Source organism: Pseudarthrobacter sp. R1, from assembly GCF_024494415.1.
Lineage (GTDB): Bacteria > Actinomycetota > Actinomycetes > Actinomycetales > Micrococcaceae > Arthrobacter.
The window spans coordinates 123,453-143,065 of sequence record NZ_JAMKFI010000010.1 but is presented as its reverse complement, the minus strand read 5'-3'; the positions used below and the strand labels follow the sequence as shown (position 1 = coordinate 143,065).

Here is a 19,613-nt window from a genome sequence, read left to right as displayed (position 1 = left end):
AAACCCCCACCCTGCTGATGCCGCTGCTGACCACCGTCCCGCTGCAGATCTTCGCCGCGGAACTCGCCGCAGCCAAGGGCTACGACGTGGACCAGCCCCGCAACCTCGCCAAGAGCGTCACCGTCGAATAACCGGCACACGGCGCGGTGCCGAACAGCTCGCCGGCCTCGCCCTCAAACTGGTCCGGAGGCAGTAGAACTCCGGCGCCCCGGAGAAACGGGCCCCGCACAGCCAGCAGCAGGGATTGCCGGACCGGGCCAGTTTTACTGGGCGTCGCCCCGTTGCCGGGTAGCGATCGAGGCAACAAAGTCTTCCGGAAGACCGACACTGGCGGGGCCAATATCTTCCACCTTCCATAGCGCGGGCCCGCGCACTCCTGCAGGGGTTAGCGCGGACACGTCAATTAGGGAAGGGGCCGTTGCCAGGCCCGTCCCTAGAGCTTTCAGGACGGCTTCCTTGCGGACCCAGAGGCGGGTTTGGAGTTTGGCCGTCATCGCGGGGGGCGCTTTTTGCAGCAGGCCACGCTCATTGGCTGTCATCGCCAGCGACGCGAACCCGTCAAAGTCTGCTGCGGCTCCGTTCTCGATATCCACACCGATGGCGGCGATACCGTGGTTAAGGCTGGCGGCCAATAGGCACCAGTTCCCGGACCGGCTGAGGCTGACGCGAAGACGGGCGTTGGAGGAAGGGAGCTGATACCGGGGGATCCCGTGTCCCGGGTCGGTTGGATTGCTACAGACTGGACAGAAGTAGTCGGCCTTGAGGGACTTTGGGCTGTCTCCGGTGAGTGCACTGATGTGCAGGCGCAGCGCAATCCGGCCCGCCGTGAATGCATCCCGCCGGGTGGGGGAACGGAATGTTGTGGACCTGGCCAGCTCAGATTCCTCCAGCAGATGCACCAGGCCCAGGTCGACGTCGGACAACCGAACGGCCGCCAGCGAGACCCTCTGACCTGGCGGCGTCATGGGAGCGGGGGAAGTGCCGGCTCGTAGAGCCAAGGGTTCAGGACGGCGCGGGCGTTGAATCCGGGGAGTTCAATGCAGACCTGATCGGCTGTGTCCATGAAATCAGTTGTGGTGACGCTGCCAAAGCGGTAACGGTGCGTCCACGTTCTGAGGAGTTCGAAGAAGAGCGCATCCCCGGTGGCGTGCCGCAAAGCATGGAGGGCAAGGGCGCCGCGTTTGTAGACGCGGTCATCGAACATCAGCTCCGGTGAGGGGTCACCCACCAGCAAATCCTGCGCCTGGGACGAGAGTCTCTGCCAGGCGCACTGTGCCCTTTGCTGTGCCGTGGTGTTTCCGGACGCCTCGGACCAAATCCACTCGGCGTAGCAGGCGAACCCCTCGTGCAACCAGATGTCAGCCCAGGCCTTGACCGTCAGGGAGTTTCCGAACCACTGATGGGCCAGTTCATGGGCAATGAGCCGCTGGGCATCCCATTGCTGGTTGAGGTGGTTGGTACCGAAAACAGACAGCGACTGGGCCTCCAGGGGGATTTCGAGATCGTCATCCGCCACAACGACGGTGTAGCTGGCGAACGGGTACGGGCCGAAGCAGGTCTCGAAGGTCTCCATCATCTGGCCTTGCCGGCCGATGGCGGTGGCGGCGGTGGCCATGATCGCCGGGGACCCGGCCACGAACTGTGGGACAGGGCGGTAACCACCGTCACCCTGGATGGCAGCGCGGTGGGCGGGAGAATGAGGCTGAAAGGTCAGGGGACGAAGGTCATAGCGGCCGATCTGCACTGTTGCCAAATAGGTTGCCATGGGTTCGGACTGTTCAAAGACCCAGGTTTCACGGCTGGCCTTGGCATGGCGTGAGACCAGTACACCGTTGCAGATCACCCTGTAATTGGCCTCTGTGGTGATGGTGTACCCGAAGCTGGCTTTCTGGCTGGGATGGTCGTTGCAGGGAAACCAGGACGGCGCGCCGGTGGGTTGCCCGGCTACAAGCACTCCGTCAGTGAGCTCTTCCCAGCCGATGTCACCCCAGTTGCCGCGCAGGGGGCCGGGCGTGCCCTCGTACCGGATGTCGAGGCTGAAGTCGCTGCCGGCACTCAACGGACGTTCCGGGATGATGATGAGCTGGTTTCCCCGCTGGCTGAATCTCCGGACGCGCTGTCCGTCCAGTTGAACCTTCAGCACTCGAAGCCCGGCCAGGTTCAGGGTGAGGGCCGCTACGTCAACGTTGGAGCGTGCTGTGATGGCGGCGTGGCCGGAGAGCCGGTTCGTGGAAACACGGTAGTCGAGATACAGCTCGTAGCGGGAGACCCGGTAGTCTGCGGACCCGTGCCCCGGCGTGTAAAGATCCGGCAGCGGACTGGAGGATGCGGACGTCCGCGCCCCGCCTGCTGCGCCGGGTACGTGTTCCTGGGGTACGGTCACTGTAGCTGGGCCTCTCGTGCGGGAACGGCTGCGGCCGGGGACGCCCATGGGCTGACCGGATTCCCAATCCAGTAGCTGGCCGCAGGAACGGTCTCGCCGCGCATCACCAGGGATGCGGGACCGACCGTTCCGCCGGCACCGATCCGGGCTGCCGGCAGGATGACTCCGTGTGGGCCCATGGTGGCCCCGGCTTCAAGCGTAACGGTGTCGATGCTCATCACCCGGTCGTGGAAGAGGTGGGTCTGGATGACGCAGCCCCGGTTCACGGTGGAGTTCTCACCCAACGTGACCAGGTCCGCTTCCGGCAGCCAGTAGCTTTCGCACCAGGCACCGGAGCCGATCTTGGCACCGAGGCCCCTCAGCCACCAGACAAGGGCAGGGGTGCCCGCAGCAGCACGCGCGAACCAAGGAGCCGTGACCATTTCGATGAAGGTATCCACCACCTCGTTGCGCCAGATGAATGAACTCCACAGGGGGTGCTCCCGTGCACCGATCTTCCCAACGAGCAGCCACTTGGCGGCTACCGAGCTTGCCGCGGCAACACCTCCGGCTGCGAGCATCACGGGCGCCCCCAACGCAGCGGCGGCGGCATACCCGGCGGTGCCGGCTATCAGGTCCAGAACCGCGAGTAGGGCGACGGCTATGGCTGCGGTGAGGATGACGGGGACAGCACGGCACAGTTCCCAGCAGGCGCGGTAAACCTTCAGCCTCAAAGGAGGGTCATAGGTCAGGCTCTGGTCAACTTCCATCCGTGCGCGGCGGAGACGCACCGGCGGGCTACCCAGCCAGGACGTCCCCGATTTCGCTTTCGCGGGCGTGGCGGACAGCACAGCCACCAGGGAATTCTTTGGCACGCTGCGGCCTGCTCCGGTCATGCCCGAATTCCCTAAGAACGCCCGTTTTCCGATCTTTGCAGGAGCGATCCTCATCCACCCGCCGCCAAGCTCGTAGGACGCAATCATGGTGTCGTCAGCCAGGAACGCGCCGTCGCCCACCGTAGTCATGGAAGGCAGCAGGAGCACTGTGGATGCTTCAACGTTCCGGCCCACTTTTGCCCCCAACAGCCGCAACCAGACCGGCGTGAACAGGCTTGCATAGAGGGGAAAGAGCAGGTCCCTAGCCATGTCCAGGACGCGCTCGGTGGCCCACACCCGCCAGCCGGTGAAGCTGCGGACGCGGTAGTGGCCTTCGGTGAGTCCCAGGCCGAGCAGACGGACGACGGCGGCCGTCAGGACCATGTTGGACAGGAACCAGATGATGGCTGCGGCGGGCAGAGCCCCCAGCAGCTCCGGCCACGACGAGAACAGGGACTGCTGGCCCTTGACGGCGGCGATCAACGGAAGGGCGCCAAGTGCTGCGGACACGAAAGGGATGAGCGCCAGCGCTGCTGCGGCCACGGCGTAGGCGCCGAACGAAAGCACTGACTTCAGCCCGGACGCTGGGCGGGCAGGCCAGTCCTGTTGTGCTTTGCCGAGGCGCTGCGCAGGCGAGCCGGCATATCGCTGGTTCGCCTTGACCTTGCCCAGGACGGCCGAGCCAGGGGCAACTTCTGCTCCAGCGCCGATGCGCGCCCCCGGCATCAGGGTGCTCCGTGAACCGACCGTTGCGCGGGGGCCCACCCGGACATGTCCGATATGGACCAGGTCGCCGTCGATCCACCAACCCGAAAGATCAACCTCGGGTTCGATCGAGCAGCCCGTTCCAAGGCTCAGCATTCCCGTCACAGGCGGGATGGAATGGAGGTCAACATCCTTACCGACCTTGGCGCCCAAGGCCCGGGCGTAGTACGGAACCCATGGGGCGCCGGCCAGGCTGACCGCCCCGGACAGGGCCGCGATCTGTTCTGCGAGCCATAGCCTCAGGTGCACCTTCCCGGACCGCGGATAACTGCCGGGAACGACGTCGTGGAGCAGGAGGCGGGCGGCCGCCACGGAGATAGCCATACGGCCGAGCGGATTTACAAAGACCAGCCAGGACACCAGCACCCACCACCAGGACACGGTCGGGGCGGCGCCCAGGATCCCCCACGAGGCGAGGACGTTGTTGATGATCATCAGGTACGTCAGCCAGCGCATTGCCACCAGCACGTGCAGGGGCAGCCCGGCCGCGATCTGGAAGATCTGCGATCTCCGCGCGGTTGGCCGCACTGAACGTTCCAGCCGCTCAGAGGCCGTCCCTTCGCCGTCGTGCGGTGAAAGCCGGGCGAGATCAATCAGTGCGCCAAGCCGCGGGCGGGCGTAAACGTCGGCCACGGTGATGGTGGGGTAGCGCACCCGCAGGGCGGATACCAGCCGGGCGGCGGCAAGGCTGCTGCCACCGTAGGCGAAGAAGTCAGCGTCCCGGTTGTCCGGTGAAGTCCCCAGAACCGCCGCCCACTGCTCAGCGATCCAGACCGACGGCCCATCCAGATCCGGCGCCGCACGTTCATTTGCGGACGTTGGCGCCAGTGGCCATGGCAACGCCTGGCGGTCCACTTTGCCGCTGGTCTTCACCGGGAGGCTGTCGAGGACGGCCAGCAGGGGAATGAGGGCCGCGGGAAGCCGGGCTGCCAGCTGGTTCCGTAATTGGTCAAGGTCGGGGGAAGTGTCTGGCGCCGGCACCAGGTACCCCACGAGGATCTGGTTCCCGGCAGCGGTGCTTTGGACCGCGGACGCCGCCCCCTGGATGCCGGGCAGGGACTGCAGCGCGGCGTCGATTTCGCCCAGTTCGATCCGGCGCCCACCGAGTTTCACCTGCTCATCGGCCCGGCCCACAAAGACTAGGCCTTCAGCCTCGTACCGTACAAGGTCCCCGCTGCGGTAGGCGCGGGCCCATCCCAGCGTGTGCATAGGCGCATACTTCTCCGCGTCCTTGGCCGGGTCCAGGTAGCGGGCAAGGCCAATACCGCCGATGATCAGTTCTCCGGTCTGCCCCTCGTCCACGGGAACGCCGGCGGCGTCGACGACGGCGAGGTCCCACCCGTCCAGGGGCAGGCCGATCCGGACGGGACCGACTCCGTCCATCCGTGCCGCGCAAGCCACGACGGTGGCCTCGGTGGGCCCGTAAGTGTTCCAGACCTCGCGTTCGTCCACGGCAAGCCGCGCTGCCAGCTCGGGCGGGCAGGCCTCGCCGCCGAAGATCAGGAGCCTGACCGCATCCAGCGATTCGGCCGGCCACAGCCCAGCGAGGGTGGGAACGGTGGACACGACGGTGATCCCGTTCGTGATCAGCCACGGGCCGAGATCCATCCCGGTGCGCACCAGGGACCGCGGGGCAGGCACCAGGCAGGCGCCGTTCCGCCAAGCCAGCCACATCTCCTCGCAGGATGCATCGAAGGCGACCGACAGTCCCGCCAGGACGCGGTCCGAGGAGTTGATTGGATGGTCCGGAAGGAACAGTCTGGCTTCGGCGTCAACGAAGGCGGCAGCTGACCGGTGTGTCACCGCTACGCCCTTGGGTTTGCCTGTGGAACCGGACGTGAAAATGACCCAGGCGTCATCCTCAACCCCGGGTTGCCGGGGTGCCGGGAAGGGAGCCTCCCTCACTGCGTTGAAGATGTCACCGGCGCGGAGGATGGCCGCCACTCCGGCTTCTTCGAATACGAGGGCAGCCCGCTCTTCAGGGTCGTCCGCGTCAACCGGCACGTAGGCTGCACCCACCAGCAGTGTGGCGAGGATGGCTACATACAGCTCGTTGGTGCCCGACGGGATGCGGATTCCAACTTTGTCGCCGGCTCCGATCCCGTTGCTGTGCAGGCGCCGGGCATACTCCTTCGCGGCGGCGTGGAGGTCTGCATAGCTCAGGGAGACCCTTCCGTCGTCCAGGGCGGAAGCATCGGGGAACTGCCGGGCCGTTTCCTCAAAGACCTGGACAAGGGTCCGCGGCGGTGCAGCTTTCCCGGCGGCAGCCAGCTGCGGCAAGTACGCCCCCGCACGCCCATCGTGTCCGGGAGCCTGCCCGCCGGTGTTCTCTACGGATACTGCCTGCTTCCCTGCTGGTTCAGTCAGATCAGAAACATTCACCGGCCAAAGTTACTTGGCCGGAGTGAACGGACGATGAACAGCATCGCGGCCATTTACTTTCGCCTGGAAAAGGCTCTGGTGCCGATCATTAGCTTGGTGGCCGGGTGGAAGGTCTCCCGGTGGAGCCGGTTCCAGGCACTGCGTTCCACCAGCATCGGTATGTAGCTGCGGATGCGGGCATGGCCCAAGGTGTCGTAATTGGCAGCGACAATACCTTGGATGTATGCCCTCGGGGTTTCCGGATAACTGCGGTGAACATCCGGTGAATACTGACCCGCAGGTTCACATTTGAGGGGCCGCAGCCCCGGGGCATGCTTGAATTCGATCAGGGTAGCGTGCGTGAGCACGAATGCTGAATGCAGTCAGGGAGCATGGATGCATACAAACACTTTTCCGCCAGTCTGGGCGCCGGCATGGCTTACGCAGGGTCGCTGATTCTGGGGGTCCCATGGTCGGTGCCGCCGTTGCTCGTCTACGCAGGTGCAGAGCTGGCCGCTGATCTTAACATCCACCTTGTTTGTGCCTTCGTGGACCCGTCCAGTGTTCTTACGGAATGGGAACCTCAACGGATCCGTACAGCGCTTTCGCTTGATCCTGTTGTCAACGAAGAGGCGCTCTACCCCGCCAATGAGGTGCGTTCGCGTATCACCGGTCTTCTGGGCCCTGACGGAACAGCGTGGTCCTTCCGGGAACTTCACGGCGACGTCAGCTCCGCACTGGCGCGACTGGCTGCGAGCACTGGCGCCAGCTTGCTCATGGTCGGGAACGGGCGGCCAGGTCTCCTCGCCAAACTCAGCAGGATTATGGAGGGTACGGTGGCGGACAAACTCATCCAGGTACAGGACAGGCCGGTGGTCGTTGTCCGCGAATGCTGAGCTTCCTGTCCAAGTCCGTCACAGGCCCAGTTCGTCCCTGGCGACCGCCCGGGGCGCGGCCCTGAGGACCGGAACTGCCGATGTCATCGAAGCCATCCCCGCCGCTTGCCCGGGGTAGGGGTCGGATCCTCAGGGCCAGCCTTATTGAGGTAACCGAAACGTGCTGCTCACCCGTCACCCATGAGCAGGCGCGCCAACCACAGCCGCTGCGGCGGCGCGAGTTCGAGTCGTATGCAGCCATTGTCTGGCCTGTCCTGGGTCATCGGCTGTTCCGCCATCGGCGTTCAGTTCCAGCGCCTGATCAAGGTCCCTTTGGCATCTCAGGGGCCAGACATGGACCTCGATGCCTGCCATGTGTAGGCGAGTCACGTGCACGGGGGTCAGGTTGTCGAATCCTGTGTATAGGGTTGTCGCACCGGAGAGGTCAAGAAGGTAGTCGAGTTCTTCTTGCTTGACGGTGTTGGCAGGAAAAGTGTCGACGATCAATCCCCGCGGTATAGCAGGTAGGTGCAGGGCCAGAAGGTGTAACGCTTTGGGAAGGAAGCTGGAGAACTTAATGCGGCCCAGGTGGGCGCTGCCAAGGAGTATGTCTGCCAAGGAAACCACAGCGGCGGGGTCCTTGATTTCAACTTGCAGGGGCATATTGGTGAGTTCGAGAACTTCTGTGAACTTCATGACTGGTTGGCCTGAATCGAGGGGAACGTCAAGGCATTGAGCCAAAGAAAGCCGGTCGACCGGTGTCCGGACGGAGACTCCAGCCGCGGCTGCGAGTCGTTCCAGTGTTGGATCATGCAGGACGATAGGAATCCCGTCGGCGGTCAGCCGTACGTCCAGTTCTATCTCATCCACCCCCATGGTCTCTGCCAGTGCGAAGGAGTAGGCGCTGTTCTCCGGAGCCAGAGCCATCACGCCACGATGTCCCACGACTGCGAAGTGCCGCTCGGATGCACCGTACCGGTGCTCGTCCAGGTCACAGGGAAGAATGTCTTTGCGCTGCAGAGCTGACACCTGTTGGTTGGTCACAGCCAGAAACTACCGACGCAAATCAACAAGGCGGGACGAACGGGCTTAACGCCGCTCAAACTCTTGCCGCCATCACCGCCGATCCTGATGGATTAGCGGAAGGACAGGCGGCACTGCTGATGGTGTCTTACTCCGGAACCTTGAGGAAACTTCCCTGTTAGAGTTCTGAAGGCCAGCGTCTCATACCACCTGACGTGGCCTACGCATAGCGGCACGGATCTCTGGACGCGTCCAGAGATAGGTAGGCCAACGCTCAAGTAAGTGGCACAGCGCCCAGCCGCAGCCCCTCGGCTCCCTCCTGGCTCCTTATAACTAGTGGTGCAGGGGTGGGAACCCGCCCACTTCCGCAATCAATGTGGTAGCCCCGGTCCCGTTACTCGCCCAGGTCGAAGTCCAGGTCCAAGTCTTCTGCGGAGTGCAGTTCCCGCCATGTGGAGGTCACCCTGGCCCTGGGCAGGGCCGCCGCGATCGGCATCCTGTCGGCAGCCGTGAGCTGGTCCAGGTCCAGCGCGGTGAGGGCGACGATATCCCTGATGGGTACCTGGAACGTCCGGAAAGGCCCCAGCGGGGGAGCGTCATCGATGGCACTTGGGCGGCGAATCTCTGCCAGGTCAGTCAGCTGGGGTGTCTGGTCCACGACGTAGCCTGTGGCAGCCAGTTCACCGTGGTGCAAAAAGGCGGCGACCTTGAAGAAGCGCAGCGGGATGTCCACGCCGCGGTAGACGGGGTCGGTGTCTCCGAAGATAGGGCCGGTGAACACGACGATCCGTCGGCTGTTGTCAGCGGCGTTCTCCTGCAGGTATGACTCCAGCCCCAGCCAAAGTTCCATGCCTTGGTTGAACTTGGCCGCCTGTGGGGCCGCGTTCGTGTAGTAGAAGGTGTCCTCGTTGGCCTGGGCGGCTTCGGCCCGGGTGTCACCCCAGACGGCGGAAGCACGGCGGACCAGGTGGCCCCGGTCCAGGTCATTGCGTGCGTATACGCGTTCACCGGTCTGCTGGTCCTCCGGCAGGCGCGGATCCAGCCGCCACGCGATGCCGGACCGGTCCAGGTCCATCAGCTTCTTGCCATCCATGGCCAGGGCTGTCACCGCGGCAAGCCGCTTGTCCGGGCGCATCATGACTGAGAAATGCGTGTAGGGCAGCAGGACAGTCTTCACCGCGGGCAGCGCGGGGATGGGGACCGGGGCTCCGAGGAAGCCGGGGTCGTACCCGGCACGGCCGACCAGATTCCGGGCGGCAACTGCTGCCGTTTGGTCCGTCATGAGTTCATTCATGCCCGGACCCTACCAGCGGCATATGACTGCAGGGTGAACGAGTGCCTTGGGAGTTGGTGTTTGCCCACCCCGAAGCGAGATCAGCAGTACGAGCGGGCCGTTCCGTCGGATGCCGGCCATGGCGTGAAAGATGGAAACGGGACGGCCCCTGTCCCGTTGAACTGGGAGCGGGGCCGCCCAATTGGTTGGTCCGGTTAGCTGGTTGATGCGCCAGGTTCCAGCGTGTACTGCTTGGGCAGCTTCAGGGACCGCTCCGCCATGACGTCCCGCAGCCGGTCTGGGTAGTCGGTGATGATCCCGTCTACTCCTGTATCCATGAGCGCGCGCATGGTGGCCTGGTCATTCACGGTCCACGGAATCACCTGCAGGCCCTTGGCGTGGGCGCGGTTCACCATGTCAGTGGTGACGTAAGGGGTGTAGCCGGGGTCGGTGACGGTGCCGTTCTGGGGTGTGCCGTGGACGGGGGAGATGGCGTCAACGCCGAGGGAAGCGGCTGCGTCCACGAGGTCACCGCCGAAGTCGTCCGAGTCGATCCCTCCGAGCCAGGGTGAAGCGCCGGGCTGCCCGGCCTGCAGGAAGTCCTTGTTGGTGAGGGCGACGGTGCGCATGCCGGGCTCGCGTTCCTGCACGAGGCGGAGGGCGCCCCAGTCAAAGCTCTGGATGGAAACGCGGTGCTGCATGTTGGCGGCCTTGATCTCGCGGATGGCAACGTCAACGAACTGCTCGCGTGGTGCGGTCTGCTCGGGGGCGCCGGCTTCGACCTTGGTTTCGATGTTGAACTTCACCTGGCTGGCCCGGTACTGCTTGGCCAGGTCGAAGACTTCGGCCAGGGTCGGCATCTTGGCGTCAGGGGAGGCCTGCTGGCCAGGGTAATTGGACAGGGTCAGGGAGCCGCAGTCCAGGCTGCGGACCTGGTTGAAGGTGAGGTCCTTGATGTACTTGCCGACGTACGGGAACTGCGCGTCTCCTGCAGTGACGGGGGCGGTGTCCTGGCATTTCTGCCCGCTGATCCTGCGGTCGTGGGTGACAACTTCCCGGCCGTCCTTGGTGATCTGGAGGTCGAGCTCAAGGGTGCTGACACCCGTCTCAAGGCCTTTCGCAAAGGATGCCAGGGTGGATTCGACGGTGAGGCCGAGCCCGCCGCGGTGTGCCTGCAGGTCGAAGTGGTTGTCCGTGCCGTTGGGGTTGGTGTCGGCTGCCTGCGCCGAGAGTGTTGTTCCCAGGGTAAGGCCCGCGGTGAGGACGGCCGCGGTTAGCAGCTTCGTGTACTTCATGGTGTCTCCAGAGTGATGTTCGGGATTGGCCCGGCAGGTATTTGCCGCGCCGGGGAGAGGGGTGGGGCTTAGTTAGTTCTTGCGTCCGGGCAGGACCAGGAGGGCGTCTCCGATGGGGCGTTCGCCGGTGGCATCGGAGGGCGAGTTTACGACCTGGCCACCCTGGACCATAGTGGTGGATCCGCCGCCGTCCAGGTTGATGGCATTGACCATGCCCAGGGAGCGGGCGACGTCAGCGGATTCCTTGATGCTGAGCCCAAGACTGGTGGTCTGGCGGCCGTCGGCGGTGACGAGCAGGGTGCGGCCCTGGGCGTCGGTGCCGGCGATGGTGCGGGGGTTGCGCTTGTGGACCCAGCCGTAGAAGAAGCTGTTGCTGTCGTTGGTGCGGACCATTCCGTCGCGCCGGGCCGTGACGTTCAGCTGGCCGTTTTCGACCAGGGTGGGGCCGCCGTTGACGACGTCGGTGGTGGCCCCGGTCTTCAGGGTCTTTCCGCTTTCGTCGAGCAGGTCCGTGTCGATTTTCAGCTTGGCGCCGGGGGTGGCGAGGGCGGCGAGCTTGTCCGTGTCCGCACCAATGGCCTGGATGCTCTGTCCGCCGGCCGGGACCGTGGTGCCGCGGGTGTGGTTCACAGCCGTCACCGTGCCGTGGGCGTCGAGGATGACTTCGAGACCAGGCCCGGACGGCGTCTGGCCGTACTCCGGGGTGAAGGCGACGATTTCGTCGGCGTCCGTGCAGGTGAAGTCGTGCAGCGGCAGGTTCGTCGGAGTGTCATCGGTGCCGCCGCAGTTGCGGATGAGCCCCGGCACGCGATTCAGGCCGCCGAGGGGGAGTTCTCCGGCGTGGCTTGGAGCGGTGACGGTGCCATGCCACTGCAGGCGCTGGATGGAGGTGCTGTTCTTGTCGAGCACCAGGGAGGGCCGGTCCCCGACGGGTTCGCTAAGGACCTTGCCGTCCAGCACGGCCGCGCCCGCGGAATCGCCTGGGGCGCCGCCGGCTGGGTCCATGACGAAGTATCCTCCGTTGAGTGCCGCAAGCGCACCGGCAGCGGCGGCGAGTGAGCTTGTGGTCTCGCGGTCTTGGAGGTTCGAGCCGAACGATGAGGTGAGGTCACCTCGGAATTCCTTGGGGTCAATGGTGAGCACTTCCAGGTTCCAGGGGCCGCGGTCATCCTCGCTGGCGCCCGCATCGCCGTCCCAGCCCGTGTAGATGACGGAGGACTTGTAGCCGGCCGCCTTGATCTGATCGACGGTCGCGGTGCCATCAGCCTTCGCGGTGAACTGTCCAGCCCGGACCCGGTAGCCGAGGTCCCCGCCGGCGTCGGCCAGCTCGGGTGACTGGACGTGCTCGACCCTGGCAGGAACACCCGCTGCGCTGAGCTTGTCGGCAACCATTTGCGCTTGCGCCTGGGTTGACAGTGCTGAGGCTGGGGCATCCGGGTCCGGAGAGACGGACGGGACGGCGACTTCGGCGCTCCACAAGAAGTCCGTATTGGGGATTCCGCGGGTGATGGTGGTCCGTGTTAGGCCCGGGGCGAGCGTGGTCTCGGTGCGTGTCTCGGGCAGTCCAGGGGCTCCAAGGTCGAGTTCCGCCGCGGGTGTCGGCTCGGAGTGCCGGGTCTGGGCTCCCGGGACCCCGGGTGTGGCGGTCGAGGCGCCTGCCGGGGCAAGGAAGACACCGGGAATGGAGATGGCCAGCGCGGTGATGGCCGCTCTGCTGATTTTATGATGTGGGGTAATCATGACAGCGACGCTAGGACCCTCGAGAGAGGGTGTCACAACCCACACGCCGCCGTTCACAGGGTCTTCGCCGGCTGTTCACGGCAACTCTGCCTCGGGCCGCGGACCCGGGCACGGAGCCATCCGTGCCACCCTGCCCAAGCCTCTTTGGTGGTCGTCTGGCTCATCAACAGTTTGCGCGGTGAAGCTTCCCTCAACGCGAACCGGGAATGGCCACAAAATAACCTGAAGACTGGCGACTTCTTCAGAAGGCTGTGATAGGGCAGCGATCGGAGGAGACAGCTGGGCCCGGCCCCACGATCGCCGCTGGGCCATGTCTCAGGCAACGTTTGGAGCGTGTTAACCCCCGGTTTACCGCGCCCTTGATTCCCCTTGACTGAATGGGCCGGACATCACCCGACACCCAGGAGACATCGTGTCCCTTTCCCTTGCCACATCCCGTCGCCGCTTCCTCACCTGGACAGGCGGAGCGGCGGCGACTGCAGCCATTTACGGATTCTCCACAGCCCCCGCATGGGCGGAGCCGCGGTTTCCACAGAATCCGTTCACCCTCGGAATCGCCTCAGGCGACCCCACCCCTGACGGTATCGTCCTCTGGACCCGCCTGGCCCCGGAGCCACAAGCCGCTGACGGCCGCGGCGGCATGCCGCCGTACCAACTCCAGGTGAACTGGCAGATTGCCGCAGACCCGGAATTCCGGACGGTCGTCAAGGCCGGCAGCGAAGTTGCGACACCCGAGCTGGCCCATTCCGTCCACGCCGAGGTGGTGGGCCTGAATCCTTCGTCCGATTACTGGTTCCGCTTCCGCGTCGGCAGCGAGGAAAGCCAAGTCGGGCATACCCGCACGGCACCGGCGGCAGGGTCGGACCCCGGTAAAGTCACCTTCGGCCTGGCTTCCTGCCAGTCGTGGGCTGGCGGCCGTTACGCTGCCTACCGCACCATGGCGCAGGAGGACCTTGACCTGGTGGTGCACGTGGGGGACTACACCTACGAGGGCAGGAACCACGAGAGCCTGGCCGACTTCCGCAACAACCATGCCAAGTACAAGAGCTCACCGGACCTGCAGGCCGCGCACGCCAGGTTCCCCTTCGTCGTGACCTTCGACGACCACGAAGTCGAGAATAACTGGGCCGCCGGTATGTCCCAGCCCGACAACGAGGCCTCCAACGAACCCCAGCGGTTCCTCCAACTTCGCGCCAACGCTTTTCAGGCCTATTACGAGCACCTTCCGCTGCGCCGCCCGCAGCGGCCCACCGGCCCGGACATGGTGCTGTACCGCGGCCTGGACTACGGCAACCTGGCAAGGTTCCACGTCCTGGACACCCGGCAGTACCGCTCTGACCAGCTGACCGAGAACTTCCCCGGCGGACCGCAGCACCCGGACGTCTACGACCCCTCACGCACCCTCATGGTGGACGCGCAGGAACAGTGGCTCTTCCAGGGACTCGCATCCTCCCCGGCACGCTGGAATGTTATCGCCCAGCAGACCATGATGGCCCAGTACGACTACGACCCGTCCGAGGTATTGTCCGTCAACCACGACCAGTGGGACGGCTACGTCGTCTCACGCAACAGGCTCACCAACTTCATTCACCAGCAGAACCCTGCCAACCCAGTAATCCTGAGCGGTGACTGGCACGCCGCCTTCGTCAACGACGTCCTCCTGGACTTCGCGGATCCGGCCTCAAAGATCGTCACCACCGAGTTCGTCGGAACTTCGATCAGCTCCGGTTGCGGCTGGGCCCAGTCCATCAAAAACGCACTGCCCAACAACCCGCACACCCGCTACATAAATCCGGACAAGCGCGGGTGGACCCGCTGCACCGTAACCCCTGAGGAGTTCCGAAGCGACTACCTCACAGTGGCCGCAGCCGCCGACACCACCTCACCGGCCGTCCTTGACGCGTCCTTCGCAGTCAGCAACGGACGACCAGGGGCCCAACGAGCCTGACCGGCCCGAGCTGCGTGGGGGCAGGCCCTCCAGACCTGCCCCCACCCATCTGCCGGCTCAGCCTAGGGGCTAAGACGGGTCCCCTCGCGGTGGAGCCGGTTCCATGCGCTGCGTTCGACCAAAATCGGTATGTAAGTGCGGATACGCGCATGGTGGTCCAGGACGTCGTACTCCTCTGCGACGACTCCCTCGATGTGGTCCCGGGGCAACTCCGGATAGCTGGCAGCCAGCCGTTCAACGAGGCGCAGGACGAGGGGTTCCTTGGGGTCATCACTCATCCACTAGAGTGTGGACGGCACCGTAGTGACCGTCAAGGGCAAGACGCCCGCCGTCCCGGCTTCTCTGTAGTGTAATCAATGAGCGTTTCGGCCCTAGTTGATCTCACCCCCGACAATTCAACGCGCAGAAGCGGCCCGCTCCTGCCTCATACCCTTCCACGACGGAGGAGGACGCCGGGAGGCTAAGCCTTGATCCACCGATCCGCTTGCGCTGGTCCCGCTGGATGCGGTTTTTGGTGGTTTGCGGGCTGAGGGCGTGCTGGGGTGCCCGGCCTTGCTGCCTTTGGTGTTCCACTGGTGGTCCTGGTTGCGACTACGTCAACCACATCGACAAGTGGAACTTCACCGTTCCCTTCGTCTGCGGTGCCACCAACCTCGGTGAGGCGCTGCGCCGCATCAACGAGGGCGCGGCAATGATCCGCTCCAAGGGCGAGGCCGGTACCGGTGATGTCTCCAACGCCACAGGCCACATGCGCCAGATCCGCTCCGAGATCGCCAAGCTTGCAGCCCTGCCCGAGGACGAGCTCTACGTTGCGGCCAAGGAACTGCAGGCCCCGTACGAACTGGTCAAGGAAGTTGCCGCTGCCGGCAAGCTTCCGGTGGTGCTGTTCACCGCCGGCGGCATCGCCACCCCGGCCGACGCCGCCATGATGATGCAGCTCGGCGCCGACGGTGTGTTCGTGGGCTCGGGCATCTTCAAGTCCGGCAACCCCGCCCAGCGCGCGGCCGCCGTCGTGAAGGCCACCACCTTCTTCGACGACCCCGACGTCATAGCCAAGGCCTCCCGCGGCCTGGGCGAAGCCATGGTGGGAATCAACGTCGACGAGATCCCCCAGCCGCACAGGCTCGCCGAGCGCGGCTGGTAGTTCTCTTCCTGACGGCAGGTCCTGATCCTCTGCTTGCTATTCCCCACGTCCCGCTAAGGCCGCTTCGCGGCGAGCGGGGACGCGGGGCCCCTTTTACGCAAGCTGCCGGACCAGTACCTGCCTTCGAGCAACAAACCGCGACGGCGGCGAGTCACGTTTGCCGAGTGACTCGTCGCCTTCGTTGTTGAAGTACGACGCCGGTTCCTCACCTATCTCTGGTGGGGGACCGGCGTCGTTCGCTTAACCCAAGTAGGTAGCTCTAACTGTCGTTTTGAGGGTTCAGAACGACTGTGAGGATTGGGGTGGCTGGTCCGGGACTGGCTGGCAGAGTTGGTACTGGCCGTTCCGCGCTGTGGTCGTGACTCACAGAACGATTGGCCCCCGATTGGGGTGTCCTGTAAGTGACTTGTGCCGAAGGACGGACCAAAAGGGAAATCCGGCGGTGCATCAAACGCTACCTCGCCCGCCAGATCTACCGAACCCTCAACGCGACAAAGACGGACCCCTCCACGGCTTGACGAACTATAGAAGGGTCACATAGCGCTACTCAGTTGGGAAGGGGGGAGGGTTACTCGAGCCCGCGGCGCTTTAGCAGGGGCTCGAGCTTTGCGTCGCGGCCTCGGAGGGTGCGGAAGGACTCGAGCGGGTCGCGGCTGTTTCCCTGGGCCAGGAGCTCCCGGCGGAAACGTTCACCGTTCGCCCGGGTGAGGCCGCCGTTCTCGGTAAACCAGTCCACCGTCTCGGCATCCAGCACCTCGCTCCAGATGTACGAGTAGTAGCCGGCCGCGTAACCTGCTCCCGCAAAGACATGCTGGAAGTATCCCGTCCGGTAGCGCGGCGGAATCAGTGCGTGGGCGATTCCGGCAGCCGCCAGGGCCTTGTCCTCGAACGCCAGTGCATCCTCGGGGATTTCGCTTCTCCCCAAGACATGCCAGGCCAGGTCCAGCAGCGCTGCCCCCAAGTACTCGGTGGTGGCAAAGCCCTCACCCCAGAGCCGCGATTCGTTCAGTTTCTCCACGATGTCCTGGGAAAGCGGCTCGCCGGTGGCGTAGTGCTTCGCGTAGTTGGCCAGCACCTCCGGCCACATGATCCACATCTCGTTGACCTGGGACGGGTACTCCACAAAATCGCGCGGAACCGAGGTACCGGAAAACCGCGGATAGGTGACATTGGAGAACAGCCCGTGCAGGGCATGCCCGAACTCATGAAGGTGGTTCGCAGCTCGTCCAGGGTCAGCAGCGTAGGTTCGCCCGCGGGCGGCTTGGAAATGTTCAGGTTGTTGATGACCACTGGCTTGGTCCCGAGCAGTCCCGACTGTTCCACCAGGGAGTTCATCCAGGCCCCGCCGCGCTTGGACTCGCGGGTGTAGTAGTCGCCGAGGAACAGCCCCAGGGCGCTGCCGTCCTCATTCCGGACCTCCCAGACCCGCACATCGGGGTGGTAACCGGCAAGATCTTTCCGCTCGTGGAAGGTAATGCCGTAGAGGGACGTGGCAGCGAAGAAGACGCCGTCGGCCAGGACACGGTCCAGCTCGAAATAGGGCCGCAGGGCCTGCTCGTCCACCTCGAACTTTTCCCGCCGGACCTTCGAGGAGTAGAAGGCCCAGTCCCAGGCCTCCAAAGCGTGCCCGGCTGCCTCCGATAGAGCCGCGGCCTCACGGTCCGCATTGCGGACCGCCGCCGGGGACATGGGGTTCAGCATCGACTGCACAGACTCGAAATCGGGTGCTGTCTGCCGGTCCACCACGAGTTCGGCGTAGTTGGCGAAGCCCAGCAGTTTAGCCTTTTCGGCACGGAGGGCGGCCATGGACCTGGCGAGTTCGAGCACGTCGAGCTTTCCGCCGCTGCTGCCGCGGGCCACCGAGGCTTCAAACAGCCGCCGCCGGACGTCCCGGTTCTCCAAAGCGGCAAGGGCCGGCTGGTTGGTGGGCTGGATCAGCGACAGGAGGAACTTTCCCTCATGACCGGCCGCGCGGGCTGCTTCTGCCGCGGCGGCCACTTCGTCGGCCGGCAGCCCCGCCAGCTCTGCAGGGTCCTCCAGCAGCAGGGCCGCGGACTTCATCCCTTCCTTGACCCGCTGGCCGAATTCGGTTCCCAGCCTGGAGAGCTCCGCATTGAGCTCCCGCAGCCGCTCCTGCCCGGGACCGTCCAGCTGAATGCCTGTTTGCCGGAACTCCTTCAGATACTCATCCACCAGGCGTGCCGACTCCGGATCAAGACCCGTTGTACCGATGGCGGCGAAGCGCTCGAACAGGGCCCGGTTCAGGAACACTTCATCCTGGTGGGCTGCAAAGCGCGGTGAAAGCTGGGTTTCCAGGTCCCGGATTTCGTCAGATGCGTCGGCAGAGACCAGCGTAAAGAACGCCGCAGCAGTCCTCTGGAGCAATTGGCCGGAGCGCTCCATAGCCACTGCCGTGTTCTCAAAGGTGGCGGGATCACTGTTCTCCGCTATCGCCTGGACTTCGGCCAAGTGCTCCCCGAATCCTGCCTCAGCCGCCTGGGCATAGTGGGATGCCTCAATGTCCGCGAACGGGGGCAGTGCGAACGGGAGCGTGCTGGGAGTGAGCAGGGGGTTTGTCATGCCGTAAATCTTCCACACGGGCCGCACCTTCTCAACGACCCTCAAATACTCGTGGCGGCCCGGGGCGTTGCCTAGAATGACCGCTATGGGGATTAGTTGGGGCGGTGTTGCCTCGCGTGCCGGGTCCACAACAGCGGCCTTGGTTACGGCTGCTGCGCTTGCCGGCTGCGGCCTCGTGGCGGAACAGGACGGGGGAACACCACAGACGGCGGAGTCTGCTAGCCGGCGTCCCGGTTCCGGCGTTGCGTCGGCCCCAAACAGCGCTCCTGCCTCAACCCCCACACCAACACCCACCCCCACCTCCACGCCCGGGAAGGGCCCGGCCTGCCCGATGATCCGGTGCACCACCGTGCTGGTCACCGGCGACATGCTGATCCACAGCCAGCTCTGGCAGCAGGCGCAACAGGACGCCGCAGCCGCCGGCAAGGCGGGCATGGATTTTGGGCCACTCCTGGAAGGCCAACGCCGGTACATCAACAACAGCGACCTCGCCATCTGCCACCAGGAGACGCCGGTGGCAGGCCCGGAAGGACCGTTTTCGTCGTACCCATCGTTCAACGTTCCGCCCCAGATCATCGCCGCGTCGAAGGACGTGGGGTATCAGGCCTGCACCACCGCCAGCAACCACACCATCGACCGTGGCACCGACGGCCTGCTGCGCACCCTGGACGCCCTGGATGCTGCCGGTCTCAAGCACACGGGCTCCTACCGGACTGAAAGCGAATCCCACGGCATTCTCATCATGCGGACGGCGGCAGCTAAAGTCGCCATTATCCAAGCCACGTACGGGCTCAACGGACTGCTTCCTGAATATCCCTGGCAGGTGGACATGCTGGACCCCGCAGCCATGATTGCCAAGGCTGAAAAGGCAAGGGCGTTGGGGGCGGACATCGTCCTGGCCGCCATGCACGCCGGTGATGAGTACGCCAGCGAACCGAACGCCCAGCAGGAGGAGGTGGCGCGTGCACTGGTGGACAGCCGGCAGTTCAACCTGGTGTATGGACATCACACCCACTCGGTCCTGCCCATCGAAAACTACAAGGGCACCTGGATTGTGTACGGCCTGGGCAACGGTGTCACGGAGCGGTCTCCCCGGTATGTGGTCAATAACGAGGGCCTGCTGGTGAGGGCGCAGTTTGGCCAGGACCCCTCAGGAAAGTGGTCCGCCACGGACCTGGCGTGGGCGCCATCGGTGATTGTCCGCGACCCGTACCGCTGGTGTTCGGTGGCCGCTGATGCGCCGCAGGGACAGTGTGCCGGTCCGGAAGCGGACATGGCGACCAGGCAGCGGACCAGCACGGTGGTGGAATCCCGCGGTGCGGGGGCAGCGGGTGCCCACGAACTCCTGATAACCCGCGAACCTTAAGCCTGA

12 protein-coding genes and 2 pseudogenes are annotated in these 19,613 nt (G+C 64.8%); 4 read left to right on the top strand and 10 right to left on the bottom strand.

Annotated features, from left to right (window positions below):
• Positions 1–263: 263 nt before the first annotated feature.
• Genes M8J71_RS20915 through M8J71_RS23740 form a run of 4 tightly spaced genes read right to left on the bottom strand, consistent with a single transcriptional unit; the run spans position 264 to position 6,731 of the window.
• Entirely contained in the window at positions 264–965 is a 702-nt protein-coding gene (locus M8J71_RS20915; RefSeq protein ID WP_256249750.1) for a 4'-phosphopantetheinyl transferase family protein, read from the bottom strand.
• Positions 962–2,383 (bottom strand): M1 family metallopeptidase, encoded by a 1,422-nt coding sequence (locus M8J71_RS20910; protein ID WP_256249749.1) that lies wholly within the window; start codon positions 2,381–2,383, stop codon positions 962–964. Before M8J71_RS20910 ends, M8J71_RS20915 begins: the two co-directional genes overlap by 4 nt.
• Positions 2,380–6,384, bottom strand: a complete 4,005-nt coding sequence (locus tag M8J71_RS20905) for a Pls/PosA family non-ribosomal peptide synthetase (protein ID WP_374114879.1) — start codon at positions 6,382–6,384, stop codon at positions 2,380–2,382. Before M8J71_RS20905 ends, M8J71_RS20910 begins: the two co-directional genes overlap by 4 nt.
• A 53-nt stretch (positions 6,385–6,437) precedes the next feature.
• Entirely contained in the window at positions 6,438–6,731 is a 294-nt protein-coding gene (locus M8J71_RS23740; RefSeq protein ID WP_374114878.1) for a three-helix bundle dimerization domain-containing protein, read from the bottom strand.
• Positions 6,732–6,755: 24 nt separating this feature from the next.
• On the opposite strand from M8J71_RS23740, the gene M8J71_RS20900 reads away from it, so the two are divergent.
• Positions 6,756–7,259, top strand: a complete 504-nt coding sequence (locus M8J71_RS20900; protein ID WP_256249748.1) for a universal stress protein — start codon at positions 6,756–6,758, stop codon at positions 7,257–7,259.
• Between the two features lie 174 nt (positions 7,260–7,433).
• Here the strand turns inward: M8J71_RS20900 and M8J71_RS20895 are convergent, their stop codons facing one another.
• The 4 genes from M8J71_RS20895 to M8J71_RS20880 all read right to left on the bottom strand — a co-directional run bounded on the left by M8J71_RS20895 (position 7,434) and on the right by M8J71_RS20880 (position 12,569).
• Entirely contained in the window at positions 7,434–8,282 is an 849-nt protein-coding gene (locus tag M8J71_RS20895; RefSeq protein WP_256249747.1) for a glycerophosphodiester phosphodiesterase, read from the bottom strand.
• A gap of 373 nt (positions 8,283–8,655) precedes the next feature.
• A complete protein-coding gene (locus tag M8J71_RS20890; RefSeq protein ID WP_256249746.1) occupies positions 8,656–9,555 on the bottom strand; it encodes a DNA/RNA non-specific endonuclease in 900 nt (299 codons plus the stop codon).
• A 194-nt stretch (positions 9,556–9,749) separates the two neighbouring features.
• On the bottom strand, positions 9,750–10,829 hold the full coding sequence (locus M8J71_RS20885) for a glycerophosphodiester phosphodiesterase family protein (RefSeq protein WP_256249745.1): 1,080 nt from the start codon (positions 10,827–10,829) through the stop codon (positions 9,750–9,752).
• Between the two features lie 72 nt (positions 10,830–10,901).
• A complete protein-coding gene (locus M8J71_RS20880) occupies positions 10,902–12,569 on the bottom strand; it encodes a phosphodiester glycosidase family protein (RefSeq protein WP_256249744.1) in 1,668 nt (555 codons plus the stop codon).
• 412 nt (positions 12,570–12,981) lie between these two features.
• On the opposite strand from M8J71_RS20880, the gene M8J71_RS20875 reads away from it, so the two are divergent.
• On the top strand, positions 12,982–14,517 hold the full coding sequence (locus tag M8J71_RS20875) for an alkaline phosphatase D family protein (protein WP_256249743.1): 1,536 nt from the start codon (positions 12,982–12,984) through the stop codon (positions 14,515–14,517).
• Between the two features lie 62 nt (positions 14,518–14,579).
• Here the strand turns inward: M8J71_RS20875 and M8J71_RS20870 are convergent, their stop codons facing one another.
• Positions 14,580–14,795, bottom strand: a complete 216-nt coding sequence (locus M8J71_RS20870; protein WP_256249742.1) for a three-helix bundle dimerization domain-containing protein — start codon at positions 14,793–14,795, stop codon at positions 14,580–14,582.
• A gap of 311 nt (positions 14,796–15,106) precedes the next feature.
• On the opposite strand from M8J71_RS20870, the pseudogene M8J71_RS20865 reads away from it, so the two are divergent.
• Positions 15,107–15,661, top strand: a pseudogene (locus M8J71_RS20865) (pyridoxal 5'-phosphate synthase lyase subunit PdxS); the annotation flags it as partial.
• A 568-nt stretch (positions 15,662–16,229) separates the two neighbouring features.
• Here M8J71_RS20865 and M8J71_RS20860 read toward each other — a convergent pair.
• Positions 16,230–18,241, bottom strand: a pseudogene (locus M8J71_RS20860) (M3 family metallopeptidase).
• Between the two features lie 85 nt (positions 18,242–18,326).
• On the opposite strand from M8J71_RS20860, the gene M8J71_RS20855 reads away from it, so the two are divergent.
• Positions 18,327–19,607, top strand: a complete 1,281-nt coding sequence (locus M8J71_RS20855; protein ID WP_256249741.1) for a CapA family protein — start codon at positions 18,327–18,329, stop codon at positions 19,605–19,607.
• Positions 19,608–19,613 lie beyond the last annotated feature (6 nt).